Source organism: Mariniflexile sp. HMF6888 (genome assembly GCF_044335535.1).
Taxonomy (GTDB): Bacteria; Bacteroidota; Bacteroidia; order Flavobacteriales; family Flavobacteriaceae; genus Mariniflexile.
On the sequence record NZ_JBIQVZ010000002.1, the window covers coordinates 131,765 to 155,622 of the forward strand.

General features: G+C 32.0%; 27 protein-coding genes. 18 read left to right on the forward strand and 9 right to left on the reverse strand.

The features are described 5' to 3' along the window. The first annotated feature begins 319 nt into the window (after positions 1 to 319). Positions 320 to 502, forward strand: a complete 183-nt coding sequence (locus ACGLWY_RS05875) for a CAL67264 family membrane protein (protein WP_117177248.1) — start codon at positions 320 to 322, stop codon at positions 500 to 502. After that, on the forward strand, positions 502 to 2,193 hold the full coding sequence (gene ettA / locus ACGLWY_RS05880) for an energy-dependent translational throttle protein EttA (RefSeq protein WP_396618745.1): 1,692 nt from the start codon (positions 502 to 504) through the stop codon (positions 2,191 to 2,193). The genes ACGLWY_RS05875 and ettA overlap by 1 nt, the downstream gene beginning before the upstream one ends. A gap of 226 nt (positions 2,194 to 2,419) precedes the next feature. Here ettA and ACGLWY_RS05885 read toward each other — a convergent pair whose 3' ends face one another. After that, positions 2,420 to 2,659, reverse strand: a complete 240-nt coding sequence (locus tag ACGLWY_RS05885; RefSeq protein ID WP_396618746.1) for a hypothetical protein — start codon at positions 2,657 to 2,659, stop codon at positions 2,420 to 2,422. Between the two features lie 265 nt (positions 2,660 to 2,924). On the opposite strand from ACGLWY_RS05885, the gene ACGLWY_RS05890 reads away from it, so the two are divergent. After that, positions 2,925 to 3,506, forward strand: coding sequence for an NUDIX domain-containing protein (locus ACGLWY_RS05890; protein ID WP_396618747.1), 582 nt, complete (start codon positions 2,925 to 2,927; stop codon positions 3,504 to 3,506). 63 nt (positions 3,507 to 3,569) lie between these two features. Here ACGLWY_RS05890 and ACGLWY_RS05895 read toward each other — a convergent pair whose 3' ends face one another. Continuing rightward, positions 3,570 to 4,589, reverse strand: coding sequence for a formimidoylglutamase (locus ACGLWY_RS05895; RefSeq protein ID WP_396618748.1), 1,020 nt, complete (start codon positions 4,587 to 4,589; stop codon positions 3,570 to 3,572). A gap of 120 nt (positions 4,590 to 4,709) precedes the next feature. Here ACGLWY_RS05895 and ACGLWY_RS05900 point away from each other — a divergent pair, with 120 nt between their 5' ends. Together ACGLWY_RS05900 and ACGLWY_RS05905 are read left to right on the forward strand one after the other, a co-directional pair. Then, positions 4,710 to 5,594, forward strand: coding sequence for a chromosome partitioning protein ParA (locus tag ACGLWY_RS05900; RefSeq protein WP_396618749.1), 885 nt, complete (start codon positions 4,710 to 4,712; stop codon positions 5,592 to 5,594). Between the two features lie 251 nt (positions 5,595 to 5,845). Continuing rightward, positions 5,846 to 6,430 carry a Crp/Fnr family transcriptional regulator gene (locus ACGLWY_RS05905; protein WP_396618750.1) on the forward strand — a complete coding sequence of 195 codons (585 nt, stop codon included), beginning with the start codon at positions 5,846 to 5,848 and terminating at the stop codon, positions 6,428 to 6,430. A gap of 140 nt (positions 6,431 to 6,570) precedes the next feature. Here ACGLWY_RS05905 and fumC read toward each other — a convergent pair whose 3' ends face one another. Continuing rightward, positions 6,571 to 7,968, reverse strand: coding sequence for a class II fumarate hydratase (fumC, locus tag ACGLWY_RS05910; RefSeq protein WP_396618751.1), 1,398 nt, complete (start codon positions 7,966 to 7,968; stop codon positions 6,571 to 6,573). A 186-nt stretch (positions 7,969 to 8,154) separates the two neighbouring features. Between fumC and ACGLWY_RS05915 the strand changes: the two genes are divergently transcribed. Continuing rightward, on the forward strand, positions 8,155 to 8,796 hold the full coding sequence (locus ACGLWY_RS05915; protein ID WP_396618752.1) for a peroxiredoxin: 642 nt from the start codon (positions 8,155 to 8,157) through the stop codon (positions 8,794 to 8,796). A gap of 154 nt (positions 8,797 to 8,950) precedes the next feature. On the opposite strand, the gene ACGLWY_RS05920 is transcribed toward ACGLWY_RS05915, so the two are convergent. Further along, entirely contained in the window at positions 8,951 to 9,928 is a 978-nt protein-coding gene (locus ACGLWY_RS05920; RefSeq protein ID WP_396618753.1) for a GlxA family transcriptional regulator, read from the reverse strand. Positions 9,929 to 10,062: 134 nt separating this feature from the next. Between ACGLWY_RS05920 and ACGLWY_RS05925 the strand changes: the two genes are divergently transcribed. From ACGLWY_RS05925 to ACGLWY_RS05950, 6 genes are all read left to right on the forward strand, one after another. Next, entirely contained in the window at positions 10,063 to 10,476 is a 414-nt protein-coding gene (locus ACGLWY_RS05925; protein ID WP_396618754.1) for a VOC family protein, read from the forward strand. A gap of 25 nt (positions 10,477 to 10,501) precedes the next feature. Beyond that, positions 10,502 to 10,936, forward strand: coding sequence for a VOC family protein (locus ACGLWY_RS05930; RefSeq protein ID WP_396618755.1), 435 nt, complete (start codon positions 10,502 to 10,504; stop codon positions 10,934 to 10,936). Between the two features lie 13 nt (positions 10,937 to 10,949). Continuing rightward, positions 10,950 to 11,396 (forward strand): SRPBCC domain-containing protein, encoded by a 447-nt coding sequence (locus ACGLWY_RS05935; RefSeq protein ID WP_396618756.1) that lies wholly within the window; start codon positions 10,950 to 10,952, stop codon positions 11,394 to 11,396. Positions 11,397 to 11,406: 10 nt separating this feature from the next. Further along, a complete protein-coding gene (locus ACGLWY_RS05940) occupies positions 11,407 to 11,814 on the forward strand; it encodes a VOC family protein (RefSeq protein ID WP_396618757.1) in 408 nt (135 codons plus the stop codon). A gap of 6 nt (positions 11,815 to 11,820) precedes the next feature. Then, positions 11,821 to 12,030, forward strand: coding sequence for a hypothetical protein (locus tag ACGLWY_RS05945; protein ID WP_396618758.1), 210 nt, complete (start codon positions 11,821 to 11,823; stop codon positions 12,028 to 12,030). A 159-nt stretch (positions 12,031 to 12,189) separates the two neighbouring features. Beyond that, positions 12,190 to 12,366: a hypothetical protein gene (locus ACGLWY_RS05950; protein ID WP_162880248.1), complete on the forward strand. Its 177-nt coding sequence runs from the start codon at positions 12,190 to 12,192 to the stop codon at positions 12,364 to 12,366. A gap of 202 nt (positions 12,367 to 12,568) precedes the next feature. Here the strand turns inward: ACGLWY_RS05950 and ACGLWY_RS05955 are convergent, their stop codons facing one another. From ACGLWY_RS05955 to prfB, 4 genes are all read right to left on the reverse strand, one after another. After that, positions 12,569 to 15,007 (reverse strand): outer membrane beta-barrel protein, encoded by a 2,439-nt coding sequence (locus ACGLWY_RS05955; RefSeq protein ID WP_396618759.1) that lies wholly within the window; start codon positions 15,005 to 15,007, stop codon positions 12,569 to 12,571. A 98-nt stretch (positions 15,008 to 15,105) separates the two neighbouring features. Beyond that, positions 15,106 to 15,447, reverse strand: a complete 342-nt coding sequence (gene arsC, locus ACGLWY_RS05960) for an arsenate reductase (glutaredoxin) (protein ID WP_396618760.1) — start codon at positions 15,445 to 15,447, stop codon at positions 15,106 to 15,108. Continuing rightward, the gene (locus ACGLWY_RS05965; protein ID WP_396618761.1) at positions 15,447 to 16,064 is read right to left on the reverse strand and encodes an HAD family hydrolase; all 618 of its coding nucleotides are present in this window, start codon (positions 16,062 to 16,064) and stop codon (positions 15,447 to 15,449) included. Before ACGLWY_RS05965 ends, arsC begins: the two co-directional genes overlap by 1 nt. After that, a protein-coding gene (prfB, locus tag ACGLWY_RS05970; RefSeq protein ID WP_396618762.1) for a peptide chain release factor 2 occupies positions 16,061 to 17,171 on the reverse strand; the annotation gives its coding sequence in 2 pieces (ribosomal slippage) (positions 16,061 to 17,107 and positions 17,109 to 17,171; 1,110 coding nt in all). Before prfB ends, ACGLWY_RS05965 begins: the two co-directional genes overlap by 4 nt. A 305-nt stretch (positions 17,172 to 17,476) precedes the next feature. Between prfB and ACGLWY_RS05975 the strand changes: the two genes are divergently transcribed. Further along, on the forward strand, positions 17,477 to 18,580 hold the full coding sequence (locus tag ACGLWY_RS05975) for an ATP-grasp domain-containing protein (protein WP_396618763.1): 1,104 nt from the start codon (positions 17,477 to 17,479) through the stop codon (positions 18,578 to 18,580). A gap of 217 nt (positions 18,581 to 18,797) precedes the next feature. Here the strand turns inward: ACGLWY_RS05975 and ACGLWY_RS05980 are convergent, their stop codons facing one another. After that, on the reverse strand, positions 18,798 to 19,484 hold the full coding sequence (locus ACGLWY_RS05980; protein ID WP_396618764.1) for a hypothetical protein: 687 nt from the start codon (positions 19,482 to 19,484) through the stop codon (positions 18,798 to 18,800). A 122-nt stretch (positions 19,485 to 19,606) separates the two neighbouring features. Here ACGLWY_RS05980 and ACGLWY_RS05985 point away from each other — a divergent pair, with 122 nt between their 5' ends. The 5 genes from ACGLWY_RS05985 (at position 19,607) to ACGLWY_RS06005 (ending at position 23,759) form a co-directional block, all read left to right on the forward strand. After that, positions 19,607 to 20,623: a threonine aldolase family protein gene (locus ACGLWY_RS05985; protein WP_396618765.1), complete on the forward strand. Its 1,017-nt coding sequence runs from the start codon at positions 19,607 to 19,609 to the stop codon at positions 20,621 to 20,623. Positions 20,624 to 20,787: 164 nt separating this feature from the next. Next, on the forward strand, positions 20,788 to 21,327 hold the full coding sequence (locus ACGLWY_RS05990; RefSeq protein ID WP_396618766.1) for an RNA polymerase sigma factor: 540 nt from the start codon (positions 20,788 to 20,790) through the stop codon (positions 21,325 to 21,327). Beyond that, positions 21,327 to 21,869 (forward strand): hypothetical protein, encoded by a 543-nt coding sequence (locus ACGLWY_RS05995; RefSeq protein ID WP_396618767.1) that lies wholly within the window; start codon positions 21,327 to 21,329, stop codon positions 21,867 to 21,869. The genes ACGLWY_RS05990 and ACGLWY_RS05995 overlap by 1 nt, the downstream gene beginning before the upstream one ends. Continuing rightward, positions 21,853 to 22,935 (forward strand): hypothetical protein, encoded by a 1,083-nt coding sequence (locus ACGLWY_RS06000; RefSeq protein ID WP_396618768.1) that lies wholly within the window; start codon positions 21,853 to 21,855, stop codon positions 22,933 to 22,935. Before ACGLWY_RS05995 ends, ACGLWY_RS06000 begins: the two co-directional genes overlap by 17 nt. A 182-nt stretch (positions 22,936 to 23,117) precedes the next feature. Next, positions 23,118 to 23,759: a hypothetical protein gene (locus ACGLWY_RS06005; protein WP_396618769.1), complete on the forward strand. Its 642-nt coding sequence runs from the start codon at positions 23,118 to 23,120 to the stop codon at positions 23,757 to 23,759. Positions 23,760 to 23,858 lie beyond the last annotated feature (99 nt).

A 23,858-nucleotide genomic window follows, 5' to 3' on the forward strand; every position in this document is an offset into this window, starting at 1 on the left:
TAGACATGAATTAAAATTAATGCGGAGAAGCATAGACGAAATACACTTTTGTAGTATAAAACAAAAGATGTTTATTGCTTTTTGTAATTTTTAAATGCTAAAATGGATTTCTTGTTAAGTTAAAATTAAGCTTTCAAAAGGCTGTCTTTTTTATTTAAAAATACGATATTTGTGCTGTAAATTTGCGCAAGGGATTGTAGCGGCATCCTTTTTTATGTGTTATCAATCATTGAGACACTTAAGTACACATAAAAAAGATATAGCGTAAAGCCCGACCTTGTTTTTTTCAAGGATGCGCCCTAAAACTAAATAACTAATTATGGCAATGAATAAAAATACAGTATTGGCTTGGGCCACAACAATTATGATTATAGTTGGTGTCGCATTAATTTTAATGGGCGCTTTTAGGTACGATGATGTAGCTGGTTGGGGTTTTGCAGCTGTAGGAATTGGTTTTTTTGCCATTGCTTGGGTGTTTAACGCTTTAAAAGGTAGAGTATAATGAGTGACGATAAGAAAGTTATCTTTTCAATGTCTGGTTTAACCAAGACGTTTCCAGGGGCAAATACGCCTGTTTTAAAAAATATTTATTTAAGTTTTTTTTACGGAGCTAAAATTGGAATTTTAGGTCTAAATGGTTCGGGGAAATCTACATTGCTTAAAATAATTGCTGGTGTTGAAAAGAATTACCAAGGAGATGTTACATTTTTACAAGATTATTCGGTTGGGTATTTAGAACAAGAACCAAAGTTAGATGAGAGTAAAACCGTTTTAGAGATTGTAAAAGAAGGTGCTGCTGAAACCGTAGCTATTCTTGATGAGTACAACAAGATAAATGACATGTTTGGTTTAGAAGAAGTTTATTCTAACCCAGATAAAATGGACAAACTAATGGCCAGACAAGCTGAGCTTCAAGATAAAATTGACGCATCAAATGCTTGGGAACTAGATACTAAGTTAGAGATTGCCATGGATGCTCTTAGAACGCCTGATGGTGATAAAAAAATAAGTGTATTGTCTGGAGGAGAGCGCCGTCGTGTCGCTTTATGCAGATTGCTTTTACAAGAACCAGATGTATTATTGCTCGATGAGCCTACCAACCACTTAGATGCAGAATCGGTGCATTGGTTGGAACACCATTTGGCACAATATAAAGGAACAGTAATTGCCGTAACGCATGATAGATACTTTTTAGATAATGTAGCAGGTTGGATTTTAGAGTTGGATAGAGGAGAAGGTATTCCGTGGAAAGGTAATTATTCATCGTGGTTAGACCAAAAATCGAAACGTTTAGCGCAAGAAAGTAAAACCGCTTCAAAACGTCAAAAAACCTTAGAGCGTGAATTGGAATGGGTACGTCAAGGTGCTAAAGGGCGTCAAACCAAGCAAAAAGCACGTTTGAATAATTATGATAAGTTAATGAGTCAAGACCAAAAACAGCTTGACGAAAAACTGGAAATATATATTCCTAATGGGCCACGTTTAGGAACCAATGTTATTGAAGCAGTTGGGGTAAGCAAAGGTTTTGATGATAAATTGCTGTATGAAGATTTAAATTTCAAACTACCACAAGCAGGAATTGTTGGTGTTATTGGACCAAATGGTGCTGGTAAAACAACCATTTTTAGAATGATTATGGGTGAAGAAACCCCAGATAAAGGTGAGTTTTTAGTAGGTGAAACAGCAAAGATTGCATACGTTGACCAAGCACATTCTAATATAGATCCTGAAAAAACCATTTGGCAGAATTTTAGTGACGAACAAGAGCTTATTTTAATGGGTGGTAAAGAGGTAAATTCCAGGGCTTATTTAAGTAGGTTTAACTTTTCAGGAGGTGAGCAAAACAAAAAAGTCAAATTGCTTTCAGGTGGAGAGCGTAACCGCTTGCATTTAGCCATGACACTTAAAGAAGAGGGTAACGTATTGCTTTTGGATGAACCTACTAACGACCTTGATGTGAATACCTTGCGTGCTTTAGAAGAAGGTTTGGAAAATTTTGCAGGTTGTGCGGTAGTCATATCACATGATAGATGGTTTTTAGATAGAATTTGTACACATATTTTAGCTTTTGAAGGTGACAGTCAAGTGTATTTCTTTGAAGGTAGTTTTAGTGAATATGAAGAAAACAAAAAGAAACGTTTAGGGGGCGATTTAACACCTAAACGTATTAAGTATAAAAAATTGGTTCGTTGATAATGGACTATGAAGTGGTTTAAACTTTTTCTAATTGGCTAAAAAATCGCCCTTTTTTACCCACTCTATGTCTTTTTTTCTTTCCGTAGCGATGCTATGCAACTTAAAAAAGGCTTCGATTGGTCAAAAAATGACTGATTTTCGCTTCAATCGAAAAAATTTAAACCACTTCTGTTTATAAATAAAAAAGCCTGCAACTGCAGGCTTTTTTATTTATAAATTATGATTAATTGCCACCATACATGTGGCCATCTGTAAAATCTTTATAGGTTTCTTCTTCTTTTGCCATTTCCTCACTTATTTTATCTAAACGTTCATTCTCTTTTTTCAGTTTATAAGATTTTCTAATACCTAAAACTAATAATATAGAAAAGAAAACAACAACGATAATTAAAATAGTTACAATGTCCGATTGACTTATTGCGAGTATTATAGGTTGAAATTTGATTAAAAAATTTGATGTCATTATAGATAAAAAGTTTGATTTAATAGCTAGTCAAATATAATGTATTTTACTTACTAAACAATTATAAATGATGACATTAAAAACATAAATGTAAGATGTGTATCACGAATAAATATAAGATATTTTGTTTATTTTAAGCATTATAAGCAGAAAGTTAAATAATGACTGGTAATAAATTTATCAATAATAGTTAAATGTTGTGGTAATTTGACAATTTTTTACCGAAATTGCCTCTTATACTTAATAAACTTATTTACTGTTAATAATGTCATCTGATAGATTAAAGAACATAAAAAAAGAATTACTTTCAAACCACTATTATATATTAAATAAATTAACATTCGATTACAAGTTAAGTAACGGAAACTGGGTAACTCAGGTACGGGAATGTTACGATAGGGGTGATGGTGCAGGTATTTTGCTATACAATAAAGAAAGGGGTCGCATTATTTTAACTCGACAATTTAGAATGCCCACTTTTTTAAACGATAATAAAGATGGCTTATTGATTGAAATTTGTGCAGGCATGTTAGATAAAGATAATCCTGAAGCTTGTATAATAAGAGAAACAGAAGAAGAGGTGGGGTATAGGTTAAAGGAAGTTAAAAAAGTATTTGAAGCTTACTCTTCGCCTGGTGTTATGACCGAAAAAATGCATTTTTTTGTTGGAGAATATACCGATGCTATGAAAGTAAGTGCTGGTGGAGGTTTGGAAAGTGAACACGAAGATATTGAGGTTTTAGAATTACCATTTACTGAAGCTATTGAAATGCTTAATAACGGCGAGATACATGATACCAGAACCATTGTATTATTGCAGTATGCGCTAATACATAAATTGGTTTGACACCTTAGAAACTGTTTAAATTTTATCTAAAAGCCATTTTTTGTTTCTTTTATAGAGATAATTTCAACTGTCATACGCTTCAATAAAATCGGCAATTAAATAGGAGATGAGCTTCCCAACTTGTGTTTCTGTTTTTTTAGTAGGGGCAGCTTCGCATATATGCAAATAACAAGCGTTTTCATACTTGCCAAAATAAGAAACGAAACTTCTCGCTTTATTAACACTAAAGCCACTTGGGGTCATGGCACTACTTGGTATGTTTTCTATAGCATCACAATCTACTTCAACACCAAAAGGTCTGTCGACTACATGATTTAAAGCACGTTCAAGCTCTTCCTTAAACTTTAGTTCTTTGGCAACAGTCAAATCTTCAAACACATTATATTTGATTAATTTGAATTTTTTCAAGGATTTAAATAGTTTGTCTGAAGTGTAGTTTCTTTGCAATCCGAAAATAAAATAGCTGTTTAAAAACCCTTCCGCGTAAGCGTAACTAAAACCGTTTCCGCTATGGCGGCCTTCTTCGGGTCTAAAATCGGAATGCGCATCAAAGTTGATAACATTTATAGGTTTTTTTAAAGCTAAACTGGCACCTTTTATATTACCGTAAGCATTGTTATGTCCACCACCAATAATAATAGGTTTTTTTCCAGCTGAAACAATTAATTGAATAATATATGTAACGTGTTTATCTATACTGCTCACAATTTTTCTAGCTTTAGTAATGCTTTTCTTTTTACTTGAATCTAGCTCAGAAACCTTTATTAGTTCTTCAGTAAAATCAAGATGTCCTAAAATTAAAATCTTATTTGCCTTGATATACTCGTTACTTTGTATGTTTAATAAAACTTTTAATGTAGCATCCCAAGCTTTTGAAGCACCCATTTTTCCGTAGTTGGCATATACTCCAACATCTTCAGGCAAACCAATTATTACATGCGTAACATCCAAACTCACAAGTTGTTCGTATATATTGGAAATGCTGGTTAATATTTGAATATGTTCACCAAATTTGGATTCGCCTTGGCGTATGTTTAATAATTCGTTTAAAGTTGTGTTGTTAAATAAAACCAGTTTATCCATGGAGAAATAAAATAAATTTTGAAATAAAAATACATCAATTATTTATTTACAGCATTAAAAAAAATAAAGTATTATATTTAAAGAACATTAGATTTTTAAAAACATTAAAAACAAGTAATTATGGAAAACAACAAAAGTAGTATGGGGCTTAAAGTAGCGTTGGGTATTGCATTGGTTCTATTTTTAGGAACTGCATTTTACACAATGAGTTTGTACCAAAGTAGCTCGAAAGTTCAAAAAGATTTAAGCGAGCAAAAACAATTGGTAATGAATGATTTAAGCGCAATGGCAAAACAATATGATGAAGCCATTAGCGAAAATGAAGTAGCTAATAACGATTTGATTGAAGCAAGAGGACGTATTCAAGGATTAATCGATTCGTTAAAAATTTCTGAAACTAACGTTAAGAGTTTATGGAGTTACAAACAAAAATATGCATCATTACAAAAAGAAATGGATGTTTTGTTAGCTGAAAACGATAAACTAAAAGTACAAAATTCTTATTTAGCAACATCTTTGGACAGTACACGTGTTCGTTTGGAAGAGCGTACTATGTTTTCAGATTCATTGTTAATACAAAATACGGCGTTAGCTGATGTGGTTTCAAATGCAGCAGTATTAGGAGCTGTAAACATGAAAGGTTTTGGGGTCATTGAAAGAACTTCTGGTAAATTAATACCCACCGAAAGAGCTAGTCGTACTGATAAAATTAGAGTGTGCTTTACAGTGCCAAAAAACAAGTTAGTTCAGTCTGGTGACCAAGAATTATATGTCCAAGTTATAGACCCAAAAAGTAATACTTTAGGTTTAAACGAGCAAGTTATGTTTGGAGATAAAGCTTTTAACTACAGTATTATAAGTAAGTTCAATTATGAAAATTCAAGTTTAGATGTGTGCGAATTTGTTGCATCAAAAGGTGATGCTGAATTTCAAAAAGGACGTTACATTGTAAATGTCTTTAACGAAAAAGATTTAGTAGCTACATCAGAGTTCACTTTAAAGTAAACCATATATATACTTAATGGAAAAGCCTTATGATAATCATAAGGCTTTTTTATTTTAATAATGTTTTGTATCCGCGAGATTTAATACACCTAAACAAATTTATATGCAAATTGTAGAAAAATTGACGAAATAAGTATGAGAAAATGTAATTTTAAAGTATATATAAATATTCTATGTATTTAAAAAATGAATATTTTCGTATTATTCTAAAAACCTACACAGATTAAACATTTTAATTTAGTCTCTTTTATATGAATCAAACAGGCTCTCACGCAAACTTTTTGAATTCCTTTAGTAATATATCGCAAGACATTAAAGAAGAACTTTTAAAAATTTCTGAATTAAAAACTGTAAAAGCAGGTAAGCAAATTGTTAAGCTAGGCGAAACGCCTTCAAAAGTTTTTATGCTTGTTTCTGGAATTGTTAGATGCTATTTAAGTACAGAGTCTGGAAAAGAATATAATAAAAGTTTTTATATGCCATTAAGTTTTGTTGGTCCTTTAACAGCTTTAATTCAAAGAACACCATCATTGTTTGTGTTTGAAACCCTTGAAGATTCTGAAATGTATGAGGTAGATTATTATAAGCTTACAGATTTGTGCAAAAAGAATGAATCACTTAGAACGTTGTATTATAGAATCTTAGAAGTAACATATATGATGTATGAAAAGCGACTGGTAGAATTAATTTCATTAGATGCCAAAGCACGATACATCGAATTACAAAAGCAAATACCAAACGTAGATGCCTTAATACCACAGTATCATATAGCCTCTTATTTAGGAATTACAGCAGTTCAATTAAGTAGAATTAGAAAGAAAATTTACGGTAATTAACATTTGTTAACACATAAGAAAATGTTAAATTATATATTTGAAACGATTTCCTATTTAGAATAAAAAGGATTGATAGCTAACCAACCAAAAAAACAGGTAAATTAATTTACCTGTTTTTTTATTTATAAAGGTCTTGAATTTTATTTTAAACCGCCAACCATATCCTCTGGTTTTACCCAAGCATCATAATCTTCAGCAGTAACATAGCCTAAATTAATGGCTTCTTCTTTTAAAGTTGTACCGTTAGCATGGGCAGTATTTGCAATTTCAGCAGCTTTATAATAGCCAATTTTTGTATTTAATGCAGTAACCAGCATTAATGAATTGTTTAATAGTTTTTTAATTACTTCGTGGTTTGGTTCGATACCAACGGCACAATGTTCATCAAAACTAGCACAAGCATCACCAATTAATTGAGCAGATTGTATGGCATTTGCAGCCATTACTGGTTTAAACACATTCAATTCATAGTGCCCCTGTAACCCACCTACAGAAATAGCCACATCGTTGCCAATGACTTGTGCACAAACCATTGTTAGAGCTTCACATTGTGTAGGGTTTACTTTTCCTGGCATAATAGAACTACCCGGTTCGTTTGCAGGAATAATAATTTCACCAATACCACTTCGCGGTCCAGAAGCCATCATTCTAACATCATTTGCAATTTTGTTTAAAGAAACCGCTAATTGTTTTAGCGCTCCGTGTGTTTCAACTATCGCATCGTGTGCAGCAAGTGCTTCAAACTTATTTGGTGCTGTAACAAAAGGAAGCCCAGTAAATTGAGCAATGTATTCTGCAACTCGTTTACTGTAGCCTTTTGGAGTATTTAAACCAGTTCCAACAGCAGTACCTCCCAATGCTAATTCACTTAAATGTGGTAAGGTGTTTTCTAAGGCTTTTAAACCATGGTCTAACTGTGCAACATAACCAGAAAGCTCTTGTCCCAACGTTAGTGGTGTAGCATCCATTAAGTGGGTACGACCAATTTTCACAACGTTTTTAAATGCTTCCGATTTTTTCTTTAGTGTGTCACGAAGTTGTTTTACACCAGGAATGGTTACTTCTATAATTTTTTTATAAATGGCAATATGCATACCTGTAGGGAAGGTATCGTTTGATGATTGCGATTTGTTAACATCATCATTAGGTTGAATAGCTTTTTCACCTTCGCCAATAACTTTACCTGCTAATTGCTGCGCTCTATTGGCAATGACTTCATTAGCATTCATATTGCTTTGTGTTCCAGAACCCGTTTGCCAAATTACAAGCGGAAATTGATCATCATGCTTACCAGCTAAAATTTCATCACAAACCGCAGCAATTAAATCGCGCTTTTCAATTGGCAAAACGCCTAACTCGCAATTGGTATAAGCAGCAGCTTTTTTTAGATAGGCAAATCCGTAAATTATTTCTAGAGGCATAGACGCCGAAGCCCCTATTTTAAAGTTATTTCTTGAGCGTTCTGTTTGTGCTCCCCAAAGTTTATCGGCAGGTACTTTTACCTCGCCCATGGTATCTTTTTCTATTCTAAAACTCATCGTAAAATGATTTAATTTAAGTTGCAAAGTTAACTGTTTTATGGTTTTTATTAGTATGATATTTGTTAGTTTTTATAAGTTTTTTTAACAGAGATATAACGCCTTCATTTTTAATAATTGAATAAAAAAAAGTAACTTAGCACGTAGATAATACATTTATTAATTTTCAATAAAACACGATAAAGTATGGCAACAATTAGATTAGGAGACGTTGCTCCAAATTTTACAGCAAAGTCTACCGAAGGAAACATTAATTTTCACGAATGGCTAGGGAATAGTTGGGGAATATTATTTTCACATCCCGCGGATTACACACCAGTTTGTACTACCGAATTAGGTACCGTAGCAAAATATAAACCAGAGTTTGACAAGCGTAACGTAAAAATAGTTGCATTAAGCGTCGATGGTTTAGAGTCCCATAAAGGTTGGGTTAAGGATATTAATGAAACCCAAAATACCACAGTAAACTTCCCAATTATTGCAGATGAAGACAGAAAGGTTTCTGAATTGTATGATATGATTCATCCAAATGCGAGCGATAAATTTACGGTGCGTTCAGTGTTTGTAATTGGTGATGACAAAACAGTAAAGCTTATTATTACATATCCTGCGTCTACAGGTAGGAATTTTGAAGAGTTATTACGTGTTATAGATAGTTTACAATTAACAGCATACCATAAAGTAGCAACACCAGCTAACTGGAAACATGGTGAAGATGTTGTTATTTCTCCTGCTATTACAAATGAAGAAATACCGGCGATGTTCCCAAAAGGACATAAAGAAATAAAGCCTTATTTAAGAATGACGCCACAACCTAATTTAAATTAAGTTTTTTTAATAAAGATAGAGGCTGTTTAAAAAGTCTAGTTCTATGTCATATTGCTTGTCGGAATATTTTAACTTGCTGGTAATCAGTATTAGTTTAGACAAACTCCTGACAAATTAAATTTAAAGGACTTTTTATACAGCCTATTTTTTTCGCTTAATTGTCTGCTAAAGAAAACTTATTTCGATAATCTATAGGAGTCATATCGGTAATTTTTTTGAATACATCTCTAAAAGCTTTAGTGTCACTATAGCCAACCTCATACATAACTTCACTTATCGTTTTTCTGCCATGTTCTAACTCTTTTTTAGCTGCTTCAATCTTAACACGTTGAATATATTCCAATACTGTATTTGCTGTAGCTTTTTTAAATCGGCGTTCAAAAGTTCTACGAGCTACATTACTATTCCCGCAAAGTTCATCAACTGTTATTTTGTTGTTATAATTTTGTTCTATGTAGTTTTGAGCTTCAAGTATTTCCAAATCTTTATGTGTCTTTTGGCCTTTAAACATCATAAAAGGTGATTGGCTTTCTCTATCAATATCTATCATAAACCCTTTTGATGCCATAACGGCCACCTCACGTCCTGCATATTTTTCAATAAGGTAAATCATCAAATTGGTAAATGAATATGCGCCACCGCTAGTATAAATACCATTGGATTCTGTCATAATTTTATCGTCCATCAATATCGCTTTAGGAAACATTGCCCTAAATTCATTGGCATATTGCCAGTGCGTGGAGCAGGGCTTCCCATTAAGTAATCCAGAAGCTGCTAAATAAAATGTTCCTATACAAAAACTCACCAGTTCAGCACCTTGGCTGTATTGTTTAACAAGCCAAGGCAGCAATTCAGCATTGGCTTTTAAATTATCTTTTAAATCACCATGAATGGCTGGAATGATAATAAGGTCTGTGTGCTTTACGTCTTTGATCAAACGCTGCGGATTAATAGCAAACAAGCCGTTGGCTTGAGTTGATGTTTTTTCAATACCTACCAGCTCAACGTTAAATAAAGGACTTTTGCTAATTTGCTCATAGTAGCTGTTTACCCAATTAAACATTTGGTAAGCCCCTTCAATATTAACCATACTGTAATGTCCTTTTGGAATGTAAACCGATATATGTTTCATTGTCATGTGTTTTGTTAATTATCAAAAGTAATTAATTATAGTGTCGCAATCAACCCTTTATATTGACGTATTTACACATTAAAGGATTGGGTTTGCATTGCTAACTTTGTAAAAGAACACTAAAAACAAAACCCATGGCAAAAGAATTTTGGTTTAATCTACCTGTAAATGATTTAAAGAAGTCAAAACAATTTTTTAATGAAATTGGATTTACCGAAAACCCACGCCATATTGATAATGATCACTTAGGAAGTTTTTTTATTGGTGATAAGAACGTTGTGATGATGTTGTTTTCTGTTGATACTTTTAAGGGATTTATCGCACATAACGTATCAAATACAAATGTGGGTACAGAAGTATTATTCAACATTGATGCCCAAAGCAAAGAAGAAGTAGATGCTATGGCTAAAACAGTAAAGAATGCAGGAGGGAATATTTACGCAGCCCCAAATGAAAAAGATGGTTGGATGTATGCTTTTGGATTTTTAGATCCCGATGGACACCGTTGGAGTGTGCTTTATATGGACATGAGTAAAATGCCACAATAAATTATAAACAAATAAAACGATTATTATGACAACAACAATTAATCCTTATTTAATATTTAATGGCAACTGTGAAGATGCGTTTAATTTTTACAAATCCGTCTTTGGAGGTGAATTTGAATATATTGGGAGATTTAAAGACATGCCCCAAGAAGAGGGTTGCAACGAAATGCCTGAAAACTATGCTAACAAAATTATGCATGTATGTTTCCATATAGGTAAAGAAACCTATTTAATGGGTAGCGATAACAATCCAGAATTTGGGGAAGTTACGTTTGGGCAAAATATGAATATTTCAATTGTTACAGACACAAAAACCGAAGCCGACAGGTTGTTTACTGGTTTGTCTGATGAAGCTACAATAACAATGCCTATGAAAGATATGTTTTGGGGCGATTATTTTGGAATGCTTACCGATAAATTTGGAGTCATGTGGATGATAAGCTATCGTAAACCTCAATAAATAAATTAAGACTATGTTGCAGAAAATAAATTTTGAAATAACAATACATGCTCCAAAAGAGACGGTTTGGTCAGTTCTTTGGGAAGATACCTCGTATCGTGAATGGACTAAAGTTTTTAGTGAAGGTTCTCATGCTGTTTCAAGTTGGCAGGAGGGAAGCAACGTATTGTTTTTAGATGGCAATGGCAGTGGTATGTTTAGCAAAATATATAAAAACATTCCAAATACGTTTATGGGTTTTGAACATTTAGGAATTGTTAAAGATACTATTGAACAGCCTTTAGATGAAAAAACAAAAGTTTGGTCTGGAGCAAAAGAAGATTATTCATTAACTGAAAAAAATGGAGTTACGTATTTAGAGGTTAGTATGGATTCTGATAAAGAATTTGAAAATTACTTTAAAAACACTTTTCCTAAAGCACTTGAAATTGTAAAACAATTATCGGAGAAATCAATTTAAAATTTTAATTATGGTACAACAACTTTTTGTTAATCTGGCAGTAGAAAACCTAACTAAATCTATAGATTTTTTCAAAGCCATAGGATTTACGTTCAATTCTAAATTTACTGATGAAACCGCAGCATGTTTAGTGTTGGGCGACAAGTTATACGCTATGTTACTTACTAAAGCAAAATTTAAAGAATTTACTAAAAAGCCAATTTCAAATGCGAAAAAGCAAACCGAAGTACTAGTGGCTTTACAGTTAAACACTCGTAAAGAAGTTGATAATATAGTTAAAAAAGCAGTTAAAGCAGGTGCGTCTATTTATATGGAACCTCAGGATTATGGGTTTATGTATCAGCATAGTTTTGAAGATTTGGATGGTCATCAATGGGAAGTGTTTTTTATGGATGAGAGTCAGTTTCCAGAACAATAAACAATTATGATCGAGGTTTTTAAGACAAATATTATTGACGAAAATACAGCTAAAATGGTGTTGAGTGATTTAGCAATTCATTTGCCAAATTCTTATATTAATTTTGATTTAGAAGATTGTGATAAAATTTTAAGAATTGAAAATTGCAGCATTCGTATAGACTCAGTAGTCGATATTTTAAATAAAAACGGGTTTTATTGTGAACCTTTACAATGAAATGAATCTTGAAAAGTCTGTTAATTTAAAGGATTCCTCGGGGCTTGCCCCGGGAATTGTTCGTTTCAAGAAATTTGTTTATTAAATTTTAATTTGATATTGTATAACAAGTAGCTTTGCATTATCTTTGCGTTAGATTTTAAAAAGATACTTACAATTATGTTTGATTTTGACCAATATTTAGGATTTTTAGCTTTTTTAACCATTTTAACAATAGGCTTTTGGTTAATGATTTTCTTATTGACTTTTGTAATTCCTTATTGGATAGGAGGTTCTTTAATTGAAAGATTAAAAGAAATTAGAGAAGAGAAGAAAGCTAAGCGTCAAAATTCTTAACGTAACTTATTAATATTCATAAAATAAGGGAAGCTAATAAAGCTTTCCTTTTTTTTTTTGCGTTAGAGGTTGAAATGGCATCCTTTTTAAAAGAGGAAGAGGGTAGGACTAAAATTTACTAGATTACAAAGTCCTTTGTAATTTGTACACACATTTTTAAAAGATATAACTGAAACGCTCCTTGGGTAACACCCTAATTATATTATCCTTCAATATCAAAACCTTGTCCGCCTCCTTGGTTTTGGCGTTCAGGTTTCTTTTTCTGGTTAAACCTGTAAGTAAATGATAAGTTAAAAGTTTGCCCTCCACGAAATTGTACATCTCTGGTACTGTAAAATGTAGGGGTATCTATTTCACCTTTATATCTTCGGCTATTTAATAAATCGTTTATGTTGAAAGCTATGGACGCTTTTTCTTTAAACAAATCTTTACTTAATGCGAGGTTTATAGAAAATATGCCTTTTCTTGTATTTTGAGCATCTTTGCTAGGTCCTCTATAATCCATATTAGTTTGCCAATCTATATTCCCTGGAAGTGTATACTTATTGCTTAATCGAATATTCCAGCTTAAGTTTTCAGCATCGTAGTTTACCCCATTATATTCACCTCTGGTAATATTTTTAAATAGATTAAAATCGGTATTTATACGCCATTTTTTTGTTGGTGTATAGTTGATGTTAAATTCATAACCAAAACGGTCTTCCTTAGCCATATTAACGGGAGTTCTTTGCACAATAGGAACTTCTTGACCGTTTATTAAAACGGTATCGCCTGTTTCAAAACTTACCCAATTACTTTCGTTTTTTTCATGCTGAAAATAAATAGAAGTGCTTAGCGTAACTTTATTGAGTCTATTTAAATAGCCTAAATCATAAAGACCAGAATAACTGGGGTCTAAATCTGGATTTCCCTGAAAAATATTTGTAAGACTTGTTCTTGATGGAAAAGGGTTTAGATGGAATCCATGAGGTCTTTGTATGCGTCTGCTATACCCTAAGGATATACTTTCTTTTTCACTTAATTCATAACTAAAATTAATAGTTGGAAATAAGCCAGTAATGTTTTTCTTTTTAAAGTCTCCGCTTGTAGGCTGGTCTATGGTCGTTTGTGTGTTTTCCATACGTAAACCCAATAAATATGAGAACTTATTTATTTTACTACCGTATTGTGTGTAAAGCGCATTTACATATACTTTAAAGTTAAACAGGTTTGAAAGATTGGTGTCAACCCCAAAATTATTAGTTGTTGGATTAAAAATCTCTACAGAATAATCTGTTGATTTTGTATTAAAATTACCTCTATATCCGAGTTCGAACTGGCTATTTTCACCAAGTGGCAAAACGTAGTCAGATTGTAATAAAATATTTTGTTGATTATCTATAGTCCCAATTTTTTCACTATCAATACCATTATTATTTATTGTAGATTTTTCGTTATCATTATTGTCTTCATATTGAAAATCGAACGTTAATTTATGGCCACTTGTATCAAAATTTTTAGTAAAATTGATGGCATATTGAATAGTTTTATTATTGCCAAATTCCGGTTCTAAACGCAGACTTTCACCTGTTAGATTTAGGTTCTCATCAAATTGAAATATTTTGTTTTTAGAATCTTGTTCATTATCAGAATCTCGGTATACCAATGAGGTTGTTAAAGAAGCAGAATCGTTTATATACCATTCTAATCCTATATTGGAGGTAATGCCTTTACTTAGGTTGTCCCAATCATTTTTTTCTTCAATATAATCCCCTGTTGTTTTATAGCTAGTATTAGAATAGGAGTGTCCTACAAATTCTCTGTAGTTGTAGCTGGTAGTATTAAAAAAGTTAACATCGCCTGTTCTATAATTTATATTTCCAGACAGCCCTGCAGATTTTGGGTAACCTGCGTTTGCTGTAATGGCACCATTAAACCCTTGTAATTTACTTCGGCGTAAAATAATATTTAGAATACCCGCAGTTCCTTCTGATTGATAACGGGCTGAAGGCGATGTAATCACCTCAACTTTTTCAATGGCATCAGCAGGAAGTTGGCGTAATGCTTCTGTAGAATTTAAACCCACTAATCCAGAAGGTTTTCCATTAATAAGTATAGTAACATTGTTGTTTCCTCTAAGAGCAACGTTTCCTTCAACATCTACAGAAACCGAAGGGATGTTATCTAAAACATCACTAACATTACCACCACTTACAGTAAGGTCTTTACCTACGTTGTATATTTTTTTGTCAAGTTTAATTTCTACCGTAGTGCGTTCGGCTATAATTTCAACTTCTCCTAACGATGCATAATCAATTTCTAAAGCAATCGTGCCTAAATTTAAATTAGAATCTATTTTTTTATTAGAAAGGGTTATTTTTTTATAAGATATATATTCAATAGTAATATTATAAAGGTCTTTAGAAACTTTAATACTAAATTCTCCATTAACATCTGTGACGCAACCATCAACTATTTTATTTTCTTTTTTGCTGAAAAAAGTCACAGTAGCATATTCTAAGGGGGCTTTTGTGTCTTTGTCTATAACTTTTCCTGTAATGGTTATGTCTTTATCTGAAACGGAATTTATGTTCTTTGGTAACGTATGTGCATGCAGTATAAAAGATATAAAGGTAAAAAAGGGGATGAAAATTTTGGTCATGTTTAATTTTTCCAAGTTAGACTTGCAAAAATACCCATGGTTTAACGTGTTTCTGTTAAATAAAAGTTAATTAACTTAGCTCGGTTTATACCCGTATTTTAGATGATTTCAGAGATTTTCTCTGCAGGTCTCCCAATAACGGCTTTGTTGCCATTTATAACTATGGGGCGCTCAATTAATTTTGGGTTTTTAACCATGGCTTCAATTATTTGGTCATCACTTAAGGTTTTATCTTTAAATTCCGTTTTCCAAATAGCCTCATTTTTTCTAACTAGATCTATAGGTTTTATGCCTAAAAGCTGGATTAAGTCTTTTAATTCTTCAGTAGATAAAGTATCTTCAAGATATTTTATGATTTCAAATGGCTTTCCTGATTGTTCTAAAAGTTCTAATCCGCAACGCGATTTGCTGCATCTGCTATTGTGAAGTATTTTTATCATTATAGTTGAATATTATATTCTTTTAACTGTTGAATGAGTTTTTCTGGAGTTTCGAAATGAATCCCGTTGATGCCTAAAGCATTGGCTGCTTCGATATTTCTTAAATTGTCATCAATAAACAATGATTTTTCTGGAGTAATATTAAATCTGTTAAGCGTTATATCATAAATACTCTTAAAGGGCTTTCGTGTTTTTTCATCGCCAGAAACTACAATACCTTCAAACCATCTTAAAAATTCAAAACGCTTTTGGGCAATAGGGAACGTTTCATGGCTCCAATTTGTTAAAGCCACCAGTTTATACTTTTCAGTTTTAATTAGGGTTTCAAGAACTTTCACAGTGCCATCAATAGAACCACCCAGCATATTTTCCCATCTTCCGTAAAACATCTTAATATAATATTCATACTCAGGAAATTTTTCAACCAAATCTTTAGTTGCCTGTGCTAAAGGATAGCCGGCATCTTGGTTTTCGTTCCATTCGCTTGTACAAATGTTGTCAAAAAACCATTGCATCTTTTCTCTGTCGCCGTTAAATGCATCCAAAAATACGTATTCAGGATTCCAATCGATTAAAACGCCACCTAAATCGAAAATTATGGTGTTTATTTGACTCATAACGTATTATTGTCTTCAATTTTTTGTCCCATCATCATTAAATAGGCTTTTAAAAACGGACCGATATTTCCATCCATAACGGCATCTACATTACTGGTTTCATGTCCGGTCCTAACGTCTTTAACCAATTTGTAGGGTTGCATAACGTAATTACGGATTTGGCTTCCCCATTCAATCTTCATTTTACCAGCTTCAATATCGTCACGCTGTGCCATTTGTTTTTGAAGTTCAATTTCATACAATTGTGATTTAAGCATTTGTAAGGCTCTGGAGCGGTTATCGTGTTGCGAACGTGTTTCGGAACACTGTATTTGAATACCCGTTGGTTTATGGGTTAATTGCACCTTGGTTTCAACCTTATTTACATTTTGTCCACCAGCTCCACTGGAACGCGCTGTGGTAATTTCAATATCGGCAGGATTTATTTCAATCTCAATGGTGTCATCAACTAACGGATATACATAAACCGAAGCAAAGCTTGTATGGCGTTTAGCGTTACTATCAAATGGCGAAATGCGTACTAAGCGATGTACCCCATTCTCACCTTTTAGCCAACCAAAAGCAAAATCGCCTTCAATTTCTAAAGTAACTGTTTTAATACCTGCAACATCACCTTCTTGAAAGTTGAGTTCTTTTACTTTAAATCCGCTTTTTTCGGCATACATTAAGTACATACGCATAAGCATACTTGCCCAATCGCAACTTTCGGTACCACCAGCGCCTGCGGTTATTTGTAAAACAGCACTTAAACTATCACCTTCATCGGAAAGCATATTTTTAAACTCAATATCTTCAAGCAACGTAAAGGCTTTTTGATATTGTTCTTCAACATCTTCGGCAGTAGATTCACCTTCTTTATAAAATTCGTAAAGAACTTCTAAATCTTCGGTAAGTGTTTTGGCTTTATTATAATCTTCAACCCATTTTTTAGTCACACGAAGCGATTTCATAATGGCTTCAGCAGCTTTTGCATCATTCCAAAAATTGGGATCAAAGGTTTTTTCTTCTTCGTTTTGTATTTCAATAAGTTTTTTGTCTACGTCAAAGATAGTGCCTAAGTTTGTCAAGGCGGGTGTTAAGATCTTTAATTTGATCGGAGGTTATCATGATATTTTTTTTTGTAAAATTAAAATTTAATACTGAATGATTAAATTTTATTTAAGTTATTTTAAATAACATGCAATTGGTAGTTTATGGTATAAAAGTGTATGTAACAGATTTTTTTGTTTAAAAAATTATTTAACTTTAAATTGATAATAACCTAAAACAAACCAGACTCATAGTATTCATATTAAGCATTACAGTTTTTATCTTAATTGTAGATAAAATAAAGTTCTACGATTAGATAACAAGAAGCTAATTAACATAATCAGAAATAAATTTTAATTACTTTACTAAAAATAACGATTTATATGACAAAAAATAATTTCTCTGTTCTAATTACTGTTGGTGAAAATAATTTATTAATGTTTGTTGTCCATTGTTTATCCCAAGTAAAAGGTATTAAAATTTATATTATTGGTCGTAAAGAGTTTTCTGATATTAAACATTCAAATAAAATTTCAAATTATACATACTATCCGAATCTGAACGATGGTGTAAATTGGGTTGAAGGAATAAAAAAGGAAATTGAAAAATTCAATATTGATTTGATAATGCCTATTGACGAGTACGGTATTAGAAAAACCATTAAATACAGAGATCTTATTGTTCCTTTATGTAAGGTTGTGATTTTACCATCATTGGAAAGTTTTGACATAGCCAATGACAAAGAATTATTATGGAAACATATGCAAGAACATGAAATTCCATGTCCAAAGACGTATTTGAGTAGTGAAATGCTTAATGAAGACATAATAAGCTTTCCGGTTTTAATAAAGCCTATAGAAGGAGGTGGGGGTAAAGGTATTTTTACCATTAAGAATAAAGAAGCTTATCGAGACTATTTTTTAGACAATAAAATCAACTATTCTTACCTTATTCAAAGCTATATTACAGGATATGATATTGATTGTAGTGTTTTATGTGATAAAGGACAAGTTCTTGCATATACAATTCAGAAAGGAACATTGGTAGGAGAAAATGATTTTGTTCCAAAAATAGGTGTGGAATTTTTGATTAATGAAGAGTTATTGGCAATAGTGAAAAAATTAATGTTGTCTCTAAATTGGTCTGGTTTGGCACATATTGATATGCGTTTTGATAAAAATGATAATACGTTTAAAGTAATTGAAATAAATCCTAGATGCTGGGAATCAATTGAAGCTTCGGAAATTGCAGGAGTGAATTTTCCATATTTACATGCTCTTAAAAGTTTAAATTTTGAATTTGATAAGCCAAAATATAAACAGATAAAATACTTAAATTTGTTAGGTTTAAGTAAAACTTTTAAAAACAACAAGTGGTTTCTTTTTAACTTTAGATTTATACTAAACAACACACCTATCAAATATTTCAAAAAAGACCCGTTGCCTTTACTGTATATTATATATTACAAAATCAAAAGCCTATTTTAAGTCATTAAATCTAAATAATTCCCGAAGGCTCTGCCTCGGGGTATCCAATTTACCTCTCCTTTGGAGGAGAGGTCAGAACTGCTCGAAAAAGCAGTTCCGGGTGAGGTAAAATACAAAATTTCGGTTTTTGACCCAGAGGTCAAAATGAAACAGGCGAAACCTGTACTGAGCCTAGTCGAAGTATACCTCTATGGCTCTGCCTCGAGGATAGTCTGTTTCAAGAATTTTTTATTTCCAATGGTTGTAATTTGTGTAAAAGAGCGTTGTAAGCTGTTATCGAAAAAAACAGCATCCAATTAATTAAGCCTATAAATTTAAAGCTATCTTCAATAAAGTATTGTAAACCCTTACTTTTAAAAATTAAATCGGTAAGTACAGATAAACCAAAAAAGCCTATAGCCAAAACTAAAAAGATATAAAGAGTGCTTAAAATAAATTTTAAAAATCTTAAGATGTACCAAAACAAAAAAATAGCATACGCTATATATACTATAAGCTGCACTATATCAGAATTAATGAATGTGTAAAAAATATAATCATGAAACATAAAAAAATCATCAATTAATAAAATACTGGTAAAAATTCCTGAGCACATAAAAAAAAGAGCCTTTTTTTTATCGGTTGTTTTGAATAATATTAATGCGGAAAAAAAACAGATAGAAGCTGTGTAGCACCATATAAGAGCACCTATATTTGATAAAAATCCAATAAAAGGGTGGGATTTGAATGTTAATGCAGGATCTCCAGTGATTTTTTCAAATGGGATATTGAATTTTTTACCCACAAAAAAAACACTAGATAATAATAGCACCATCAAAAAATAAATAGCAAATACAAAATAAGATATTTTATCTTTCCTTAGTTTTTGTTTAGTTTTAATTATTTCAGAATTTAAAATATTCATTTTGCGTGGGTTTTTATAAATTGTTTTAGGTTTGCTAAAATAAACTTAGCAAAAAGCATAACAGCGAACAAAATTTACTGGTTATTAAGCATGAAAATACGTTTATAAGAATAAGTTGATAAATGATCATAGACCTAAGAAGCGATACCGTAACAAAACCATCAAAAGCCATGTTGGATGCCATGATGCAAGCCAAAGTAGGTGACGATGTTTTTAGAGAAGACGAAACCGTTAACCAATTAGAAGCGCGTGTAGCAAAGATGTTTGGTAAACCAAGTGCCCTGTTTTTCCCTAGTGGTACGATGGCAAACCAAACAGCACTAAAATTGCATACAAGTCCGGGCGATCAAATTATATGCGACAAATTTGCTCATATATATAATTATGAGTCGGGAGGCGCCTCATTTAATAGTGGTGTGTCTTGTAAATTGATAGAAGGTCACAGAGGGATGTTTACAGCTCAACAAGTTATAGAAGCTATAAATCCAGACGCCTATTATTACAGCCCCACACGATTGGTTGAAATTGAAAATACAGCCAACAGAGGCGGTGGTTCTTGTTGGGATTTTAACGAAATCTTAAAAATTAGAAAAGTCTGCGACGATAATAACTTAGGATTTCATTTAGATGGAGCTAGACTATGGAATACTTTAGTTGTTAAAAAGGAAACTCCAAAACAATACGGAGAGGTGTTTGATACCATTTCGGTATGCTTAAGCAAGGGTTTAGGTTGTCCTGTGGGGTCGCTTTTGGTTGGTGATGAAGCTATTATGAAAAATGCTATTAGAATTCGTAAAGTTTTTGGCGGTAACATGCGGCAAGCGGGCTTTTTAGCTGCAGCAGGACTTTATGCTTTAGACAATAACATTGAAAGATTAGCTGAAGACCACAAAAAAGCCAAAGAAATAGGGGAGGTATTGACAACATTAGCAATCATTAAAACTGTGGAGCCTATTGAAACCAATATTGTTATTTTTGAACTAAATAATGATGTCAATGAAAAGTCATTTATTCAAAAGCTAAAGGATAAAAATATTCATATCATAGGTATGGGCACTAATAAACTGCGAATAGTAACCCATTTAGATTATAGCGATGCTATGCATGAAAAATTTCTAGAAACTCTACAAACTTTATAAATCCTTCTAATATTTAAGCTAAAATCAGCACTATTTTATTCTATTTCAGCTCAAACCATGAATTTTTTTTCTAATTCATGCAACCCTTTATTTTTTCATCTGTCTATAATAGTTGAAATAAAATAAGAAGTATTTTTAAAAAGAATTACAGCTAGCAAATTTAATTGGAAACCAACATCTTATATACTCATAAAGAACTTGTTGAAAAGAGCAAGTTGGGAAACAGAAATGCACAGTATAATTTATATGAGTATTATGTGGACGCTATGTATAATGTAGCAATGCGTATGGTAAGGATAAAAGAAGATGCAGAAGATGTGGTGCAAGATAGTTTTGTTGAAGCGTTTAAAAATCTATCATCTTTTAGGTATGAAAGTACGTTTGGGTCATGGTTAAAACGGATAGTAGTAAATAAAAGTGTTAACCATTTGAAATTGAGAAAAATCCCGATAGTTCCGATAGAAAATGAAATGTATCGAATAAAAGATGATGTTGAAGAAGAAGTACAACAGGCTGATACAAAAAAAGTCATTAAAGGCATAAGTCTTTTGCCAGCAGGTTATCAACAGATAATTAATCTCTATTTAATTGAAGGTTACGACCATGTAGAAATTGGAGAGATATTAGGAATAACAGAGTCAACATCAAAATCGCAATACCACAGAGCTAAGAAAAAACTAATAGATATAATAAACGGATTATAATGGACAAGTTCGAAAAACATATAAGAGATAACAAAGCCCAATTTGAAGAGCATAAAGCTGATAGAGCTAAACTTTGGGCAAATATAGAATCCGTATTAAACTCCACAGAATCAAAACCAAAAGTTGTGAGATTATGGCAATCGCCCATGTTTAAAATAGCTGCAAGTATTGTTGTTGTCGTTGGTATATTCACATTAATAAATATTTCAAGTATAAATAACACCAAACAAAATGTTGTTGTAAATCAGGAACTTAATGACATTGATATGCATTACCAAGGCTTAGTAGCATATCAGGTAAAACTAGTAAACAAAAATACGAAGCTATCTTCTGAAGAAAAAAAGGAATTCCTTTCGTTTATTGATGATTTGGATAAAGAATATGCCGTATTAAAACTAGAACTGCAAAAAAATTTAGACTCAGAACGCATTTTAGAAGCCATTGTAATTAATTATAAAAAAAGAATTGAATTAATAGAGAACTTATTAAAGCAAGTTAATAGTTCAGAAAAAACAGAGAATAGTCATGAATACGTATTATAAAAAAGTAATGTTAGGAGCCATATTAATGGTAAGCATTTCTTTGTTTTCTCAAGAAACTTTCACTAAAAAAGTTGAAAAAGCATTTGAAATGAATAACACTGGCGAATTGCATATAGATAACAAGTATGGAAATGTTAATGTTACTGGTTGGAATAAAAACAAAATAGAAATCATTGTTGAAATTAAGGTAACTAACAAGAAAACAGAAAATGCTAAAAGCCTGCTAGACCGAATTGAGACCAATTTTAGAACAGCGAGCAATTTTGTAAGCGTAGCTTCAGAGATTTCAGATAAAGACACCAGTTTTTTCTCTCGATACTTTAATAAGGTAAATCCTTTTGAATTTGATAAAGGAAACATAGAAATTAATTGTACAGTTAATTTGCCAATAAATGCAGAAATAGAGGTTATAAACAAATTTGGAGATGTTGTTATTGGTAATTGGACGGGTAAATTAAAAGCTAATTTAGAACATGGTGATTTATGGATAAATCAATCTATTGTTAATGCTAATATTGATATGAAATTTGGAAAACTTAGAACAAAATCTATGACTTATGGCACCCTTAATTTAAAAAACGGAAGTGCTGATATAGATGTCTGTCAAGATTTAGTTTTAAAAACAAGCGGTTCAAATATTGAAATTAATAAGGTTGATAAGTTGAAGTTAATATCAAGTAAAGATGAAGTTGCCATTGAACAAGTAGGAAGTATAGATGGAGATATTAAGTTTTCGGATGTACAGATTAATCAGCTTGACAAAAATATAAATCTCACCATGAAGGTGGTTGATTTTAAAGTTTTAAAAATAAATCAACCCGATGCTCTTGTAAACATCAATCAAGAATCATCAGACATCAGTATCAATATTACAGGACTCTCTTTTAAATTCGATGCCACTTTAGAAGAAGGTGTGCTAAGATTACCTAAATCTTTCAACAACGTTAATAGTGATGTTATCGATTTGAGTAAAAGAATTCGTAAAGTTAGCGCTAATTATGGCAAGTCAAAATCTGGAACCTTCACTTTTACAGGCAATAAAGGCATTATTGCTTTGAAAGAGTAAAGTATCTTGCTAGCATTTATTTTTTTTATTAGTGATCTAAAGTTAGCTTGATCTAAGGGTGTGCTTACCATTCAAACAGAGTTTTATATGTAAATTAAAAAAACTTCAAAAAAAATATCATTTCTGCAACCTATATAAAGTTGCGCTGTCTATAATAGTAACAAATCAATTAAATTAAAAACATGAATCAAATTAAAACAACTTTTCTGCTATTACTATTGGGGTTTGCTTACTCAATAAATGCCCAAGAATCTGATGATTATATTGAGTTTAACGACCGTAAAAATACGGTTCATGGCGTGTATATGGGTTTGGCAACTTATTACGGAACTATTGACCAAAAAGACACGTATTCAGCTAGTTTTAAGATAGCCTATGTTGCAAACCAACAATTCGAAATAGGTTTTGAAGGTGTAGGTCTTTATTCTGATTTGAATAAGTTAGGACTTTCTGAAAACGATAACGACCTAGTCGGTGCTTATGGCGGTTTACATTTAGAACCGATATTATTTAGTAAATCCACATTAAATCTATCGTTCCCATTACTTGTTGGAGGCGGGGCAGTAGCAATATTAAATGGGGATTTAGATGATAATTACGTTGTTAGCGATGACGATTGGGAAGCCGTTTTTGTAGTTGAACCGGGAATTAATCTGCTATTTAATATTAATAGATATATACAGTTAGAAGCTGGAGTTAAACATCGGTTTTCAAGTAGACTAAATTTTGTGAATAATCCTTTAACAAGAATTAATGGATTTTCAGGTGGGATAGGTGTTAAGATTGGGGTATTTAATATGGGACGAAATAGATATAAAAAATAAGAGTATGAAAAATAAAGTTAAGACAAATACACAATTAGTATTCTCAGAAAACAATCAGGTTTTTATTAATCTTGATTTCGATAACGAAGAATGGTATCC